The sequence below is a fragment of the Natronococcus sp. genome (genome assembly GCF_047921035.1).
In the GTDB taxonomy this organism is placed as follows: Archaea; Halobacteriota; Halobacteria; order Halobacteriales; family Natrialbaceae; genus Natronococcus.
This window is the reverse complement of the sequence record NZ_JBLRWX010000145.1, coordinates 1-6,381: the sequence shown is the minus strand read 5'-3', so window position 1 is coordinate 6,381 and position 6,381 is coordinate 1. Positions and strand designations below refer to the sequence as shown.

4 protein-coding genes and 1 pseudogene are annotated in these 6,381 nt (G+C 70.5%); 1 reads left to right on the top strand and 4 read right to left on the bottom strand.

Going from position 1 to position 6,381, the window contains the following annotated elements; genetic code table 11:
- From ACNA7R_RS18750 to ACNA7R_RS18735, 4 genes are all read right to left on the bottom strand, one after another.
- The coding region (locus tag ACNA7R_RS18750; protein ID WP_416285040.1) for an aldehyde dehydrogenase family protein at nt 1-794 on the bottom strand (794 nt) is incomplete at its 3' end.
- A gap of 110 nt (nt 795-904) precedes the next feature.
- A complete protein-coding gene (locus ACNA7R_RS18745) occupies nt 905-2,059 on the bottom strand; it encodes a CBS domain-containing protein (protein WP_416285039.1) in 1,155 nt (384 codons plus the stop codon).
- A gap of 53 nt (nt 2,060-2,112) precedes the next feature.
- Complete coding sequence (locus ACNA7R_RS18740; protein ID WP_416285038.1) at nt 2,113-3,360, bottom strand: CynX/NimT family MFS transporter; 1,248 nt, start codon at nt 3,358-3,360, stop codon at nt 2,113-2,115.
- Nucleotides 3,361-3,462: 102 nt separating this feature from the next.
- Nucleotides 3,463-5,973 (bottom strand): heavy metal translocating P-type ATPase, encoded by a 2,511-nt coding sequence (locus ACNA7R_RS18735; RefSeq protein WP_416285037.1) that lies wholly within the window; start codon nt 5,971-5,973, stop codon nt 3,463-3,465.
- Nucleotides 5,974-6,181: 208 nt separating this feature from the next.
- Between ACNA7R_RS18735 and ACNA7R_RS18730 the strand changes: the two are divergent.
- Nucleotides 6,182-6,381: pseudogene (locus ACNA7R_RS18730) on the top strand (DoxX family protein); the annotation flags it as partial.

The following is a 6,381-nucleotide window of genomic DNA, read 5'->3' as shown; positions in this document are numbered from 1 at the left end:
CGCGTGCCAGCGAGACAGACCTGCCCACCGTCGTCGTACTGGCCCGCGGCCTTCTTCGCCGCTGCCTCGAGGTCGGCGTCCTCGAGGACCACGAACGGGTCGCTCCCGCCGAGCTCGAGGACGTGTTTCTTCAGCTCGCTGCCCGCCTGCCCGGCGACGGCGCGGCCGGCGCCTTCGCTGCCGGTGATCGTGACGGCCTCGAGACGGTCGTCGGCGATCACGTCCTCGATCGCGTCCGAGCCGGTCAGCAGCGTCGAGAACACGCCCTCGGGGTAGCCCGCATCGCGGAAGATTTCCTCGATCGCCAGCGCACAACCCGGAACGTTCGAGGCGTGTTTGAGCAGGCCGACGTTGCCCGCGGTCAGGTGGGGTGCGGCGAACCGAAACACCTGCCAGAACGGGAAGTTCCAGGGCATCACCGCGAGGACGGCTCCCAGCGGCTCGTAGGAGACGAACGTCCGCGAGTGGGGCTCGCTGCCCAGGGTCTCGTCGGCGAGGAACTCGTCGGCTCGCTCGGCGTAGAAGTCACAGACCCACGCGCACTTCTCCAGTTCCGCGCGGGACTCGGCGATCGGTTTGCCCATCTCCTCGCTGATGAGTTCGGCGTACTCGTCCTCGCGCTCCCGGACGAGTTCGCCGGCCCGCTCGAGCAGCTGCTGGCGCTCGGTGATCGGGGTGTCGGCCCACGGCTCGAACGCGTCGTCCGCGCTCGCGAGGATCCCCTCGATGTCGTCCTCGTCGTGGTCGTCGTACGTTTCGAGTCGCTCGCCGGTCGCCGGATTGTGACTGTCCATGGTGCTCTCCGTACGTCGCGTTCGCTCGTACCACGAGCACGCGCCTCAAAGAGCTACGCCCGGCAGTCAACGGTGACCGACGGAGCCGAGGCCACAACCGAAGCGGGTGCCTACCGTTCGAGCGACCGCGGCTCGGCCGGGATCGATCGACTCTGCTGTGCGATCTCCAGGGCTTTCATCAGGTCCGTCCGCGAGAGCAGCCCCGCCAGCGAACCGTCGGCGTCGACGACGAGGACGCGCCCGATGCCCTCCTGCTGGATCGTCCGGAGCGCCGCCGTCGCCTCGTCGTCGGGCGCAACGGTGGCGAGGTCGGTCGACATCACGTCCGCGACGACGGCGTCGTCCCCGTCGGCCCGCTCCTGGAGGTCCTCGAGGGTGACGATGCCGACCAGCGCCCCGTCCTCGAGGACGGGGTAGCCCGTGTGGCGCTCGCGCATCATCCGCTCGAGGAGCCGATCGATCGGGAGCGACGGCGAGACCGTATCGAGTCGCGGCGCCGGGGTCATCAGGTCGGCGACGGTCAGCCCCTCGAAGGCGGTCTCGACGAAGATCTGCCGGGTCTCGCTCGAGGCGGCGATGTAGATGAAGAAGGCGATCGCGATCCAGAAGATGCTGAACGTGACGATCCCCGCGAATCCGAGCAGGAGCGCGAACCCCTTCCCGACGCCGGCGGCGATTTGGGTCGCCTCCAGCCGGGAGCGGTTGCGCGAGAGCAGCGCCCGGAGCACCCGGCCGCCGTCCATCGGGAACCCCGGGAGCATGTTGAAGATCGCCAGCACGACGTTGAGGATCGCCAGGTAGCCGAGCACGAACAGCACCGCCGGGAACTCGGCTGGCAGCAGGACGAAGCCGACGTAACAGCCGATCCCGACCGCGACGCTGACGATCGGGCCCGCGATCGCGATGACGAGTTCCTTGTGCCAGTCCTCGGGCATCTCGGCGAACTGCGCGAGCCCGCCCAGGAACCACAGCGTGATCGACTGGGTCTCGAGGCCGTATCGGCGCGCGGCCAGCGCGTGACCCAGTTCGTGGAAGAAGACGCTGACGAACAGCCCGAGCGCGGCCGCCAGCCCGAGCAGCCACGGCGTCGCGCCGTCGGTCAGCGGGGCCGGATCGATCCCCGCGCCGAAGGCGTCGTTGAGCAACTCGACGGTGAGTTCCATCTGAACGCCGATGAGGTAGGCCAACAGCGGGACGACGAGGAGAAACGAGACGCCGAGCTTGATCGGAATGCCGAACGCCGAGCCGATACGGATACTGGCCATACCGACGCTACGGATCGGAGCCCCTTCAGCCGACTGCATACGTCCCTCCGATCTCAGTCGGTCAGCCGGCGCAGCGTCGCGCCCGCGATCGCGACCACGATCCCCGTTGCTGCGATCAGTCCGAGTCCGGGGGCGTACGACCCCGTCAGGTCGTGGCTCGTCCCGATCAGTACCGGGCCGAGGAAGCCACCGATCTCGCCGACCGCGAAGATGAAGCCGACGGCGGTCCCGGTCAACCGCGCGCCGATCCCCTCGAGCGCGGGCGGAATCGCCCGAACGAGCGGGGAAAGCCCGCCGACGCCGATCCCCGCGACGACGATGCTTCCCAGGAGCGTGGGACCGATCCCGTCCGCGAGGACGACGCCGACCGTGCCGGTACAGAACACCGCGCCGCAGCCGATCAGGGCCGTCGGGCGGGCCTCGTAGCGGTCGGCCAGCGCCGGTACGGTAAAGATGCCGACGGCGTAGGCCGCGACGAAGAGACTCGTCGTCTGGCCCGCGAGGCCGGGCGAGACGCCCCGAGCCTCGAGCACCGTCGGAAGCCAGCCCTGGATCCCGTGGCTCGCCAGCAGGTACATCGTCCCGACGACGACCACGAGCTGGAGCTCCCGGTGGGTGAGGATCAGCCGGAGGTCCCGCCGGATCGACGTGAGCGGCGACCGGTCCTCGTCTCCGGGCGCCCGCTCGCTCGCGTCGTTTGCAGCGGCGCGGTCGTCGATCCGCAGCCGCCGGGCGAGGAGGTACCAGCCGAGCCCGTAGCCGATCGCGACGAGTCCGCTCCAGAGAAAGAGGGGACGCCAGCCGCCGAGCCACGGGCCGAGGATCGGCCGACCGATCCCGAAGACGGCCGCGGTCCCGGCCGACGCGCCGACGAGGTAGATCGAGGACGGAAACCCCGTCCGGCTCGGCGGGAACAGCGTCGAGACGAGCTTCGGCAGGCCGAACGTGATCGCGGTCGCGCCGACCCCGAGCATCAGGGTGAGCGCCAGCAGCGACGGAAATCCGGTAGCTGCGCTCCGGCCCGCCTGCGCGACGCCGAAGATCGCCGCGCCGGCCGCGAGGCTCCGACCGGGACCGATTCGATCCACCGCCAGCCCCGAGAACAGCGCCAGCGGGATGTACGTCAGCGGCACCGCACCCGCGACCACGCCGGCCTGCGTGCCAGACAGCTCGAGCTCCGCGATGATCGTCGAGAGGTACGCCGGCAGCGAGAACCAGACGAACATCAGGCAGGTGTAGGCGAGCGTCGCGACGACGACGATCCCGTAGGTCCGTCGTCGGCCGAGGGTATCGTCGGCCATTCGTCCCCGAGATGCGAGCGTTCCGCCCTGTAGGTTGGCCTTGCCCCGCCCGGTTGCCGCTTCGCGGGCTCGAGGCGATCCCGCGACGGTTCGAGCCCGCGCCTACCGCTCGAGCAGCGGTCGCGAGGCGTTCGCGGCGACGAGCGAGGCGGTCGCCGCGAGCGCGGCCGCCGTCACCAGCGGGCTCAACAGCCCGGCCAGCGCGACCGGGATCACGACCGCGTTGTACGTAAGCGCCAGCCGGAGGTTCTGGGTGACGCGATCCCCCGCGGCTCGAGCGAGCGCGATCGCCCGTTCGACGCCGGCCAGATCGTCCCCCAGGATCGCGAGGTCGGCGGCGTCGGCCGCGAGCGCGGTACCCCCGCCCAGCGAGATTCCCAGATCCGCCGCGGCCAGCGCGGGCGCGTCGTTGGTCCCGTCGCCGACCATCGCCACCCGTCGGTCGGCCGCCAGCCGCTCGATCGCCGCGGTCTTGCCGGCCGGCGGGACGTCCGCGAAGACGTGTGCGAGGTCGGCCCGGCGCTCGAGGAACGCGCTCGCGGCCGTGTCGTCGCCGGTGAGGACGACGACCTCGATGCCCGCCTCCTGAAGCCGGGTCAGGCTCTCGACCCACTCGGTTCGGGGTTCGTCGCCGACGACGACGAGCCCGCTCGCGCGGCCGTCCGCGCCGACAAGGACCGGAAGCCGCCCTCGTTCACGGGCACCCACGGCTCGCGACTCGAGATCGTCCTCGAGCGTCCAGCCCCGCTCGCGGAACAGGTCCGGGTGGCCGACCAGCACCCGTCGGCCGTCGACGACGCCCTCGACGCCGGTCTCGTGGGAGTTGAACTCCCGAACCGTCGGCGGAGCGCCGGCACCGTCGCCGACGGCCGCTTCCCCCGCGTCGGGCCCGTCCTCGCCGTCGTCGGAGTCGTCCCCGCGGGAGAAGGCGTCTCGGATCGCGCTCGCGGCCGGATGCGCCGCCCGGTCCTCGAGCGCGCCCGCGGCCCGGAGCAGCTCCGGTGGCGCGTCGGCCTCGAGCACCCGCATCTCGCCGGTCGTCAGCGTCCCGGTCTTGTCGAAGACGACGACGTCGACCTCCCGGAGCCGTTCGAACACCGTCTCGTCGAAGACGACGATGCCCCGATCCAGGGCCGCCTGGATGCTCGTCGCGACCGAAACCGGGGCCGCGAGGCCGAGCGCCCACGGGCTCGCGACGATCGCGGTCGCCAGAACCGCTGTGACGGCCGTCGGCGCGTCCCAGCCCAGCGCGAGCGCGGCCGCGCCGACCCCCGTTACGGCGAGGGCGACCAGCGGGGTCGCACGGGCGGCGAGTCGGTCGGCCCGCCGGCCGACCCCGTGGGTCGCGCTCTGGAGGTTCCAGACCGTCTCCGTGAGGCGCTCGAGGCTGCTCTCGGTTCGGTCGGCCGCGTCGACGACGGCCGCGCCGGAGACGACGAGCGAACCGCCGACGGCGTCGTCGCCCGCCCGCTTGGCCACCGGGAGCGACTCCCCGGTGACGACCGCCTCGTCGACCGTGCAGCTCCCCTCCGCGAGCCGGCCGTCGACCGGGATCCGCTCGCCCTCGCGGACGAGCAGGCGATCGCCCGCGGCCAGTCGCTCGGTCGGTACCGTCCGGGTCGTCCCGTCGGCCTCGAGCAGGCGGGCCTCGCCGACGTCCGAGACGGTGAGGTCGGTGAGCCGGGCCAGCGCCCGCCGCTTGACCGTCGCCTCGTAGAACAGCGCCGCCATCACCGTCGCGGCGACCAGGATCGTCAGGTCGTAGTAGACGTCGTTGCGCCCGAGCGCGAGCGCGGCGGTGCCGTAGGCGAAGGCGGCGACGACGGTGACGGCGGCCAGCAGCTGGGTGTTCGGCCGGCGGAGCTTCAGGCTGACGTAGGCGCCCCGGAGCAGGGGCATCCCGCTCAGGTAGAGGACGGCTCCGGTGACGGACAGAAACAGCGGCAGCAGTATCAGCCCGTCGAGGGTCGCGAACGCCCCCTCGTAGGGCGCGAGAAACCGCCAGTCGACGAGATCGGCGAGGTAGACCGGGTAGAGGATCGTGACGTACGGCACCAGCAGAAAGGAGCCGAAGACGACCCCGACGACGTAGCGCATCTCGAGGACGTCCTCGCTGCGTCGCTTGCGCAGCCCCGTCATCTCACGGGACCGGTGGGTGGTCTCGCTCGAGTCGTCCCCGCCGTCACCGTCGCCCTCTGCCGACGAACTCCCGCCAGCGATCCCTTCCCGGCGGTAGGCCGTGTACCCGGTCGTGGTCAGAGTCACCCGAAGTTCGTCGGCCGAAGTCAGCGCGGGATCGTAGTCGACCCGCACCGTCTCGGTGACGTAGCTCGCGGTCGCCTCGAGAACGCCCTCCTGTCCCTCGGCGACAGACTCGAGGTAGGCCTCACAGAGCGCGGAGTACATCCCGTCGATCCGGAAGAATGCGCGGGCGTCGTCGTCGGGCGAGGTGTCGTCGCTCGAGGGCGTCGCGTTGTCGTCCGTTCCGTCCTCGGGCGGCTCGCCGAGGCTCTCGTGGATCTCCCGACAGCCCCTCGAGCAGAACCGTTCGTCGCCGTCGACGTCGGCGCCACAGAGCCGACAACTGCCCGTCTCCGCGCGGGTATCGGACACGTCTTCCCGTACGACGGCCCACGACAATAACGGTGGCTGGTGGAGTTCGATCGAGTCGATCGAGTCGAGGCGAGAGCTATCCGTAGACTCTCGAGCTGGTTGCCGACAGAGGGTCCCTCAAACCCACTATATAAAGGGCCCCTCAAATAAGGGAAGATCACTCACCGGCGTTCGGCTCCTTCGTACAAATACAAGAGGTCAACCGATCATGTCTACTACTACTCGAAACAGACTCGAAAGCCGGTATGCGGGAATCACACTCGAAGGACAGCCCCACGCGCTGTCGGCGTGGTTCATCGTCGCCCTGCGGTTCGTGATGGGCGGAATGATACTGTTCGCCGGCCTCGGCAAGTTCGCGTTCGTCAGCGGCGAGGCGTTCGACGCCAGCGGCTTCCTCGTCCACGGCGT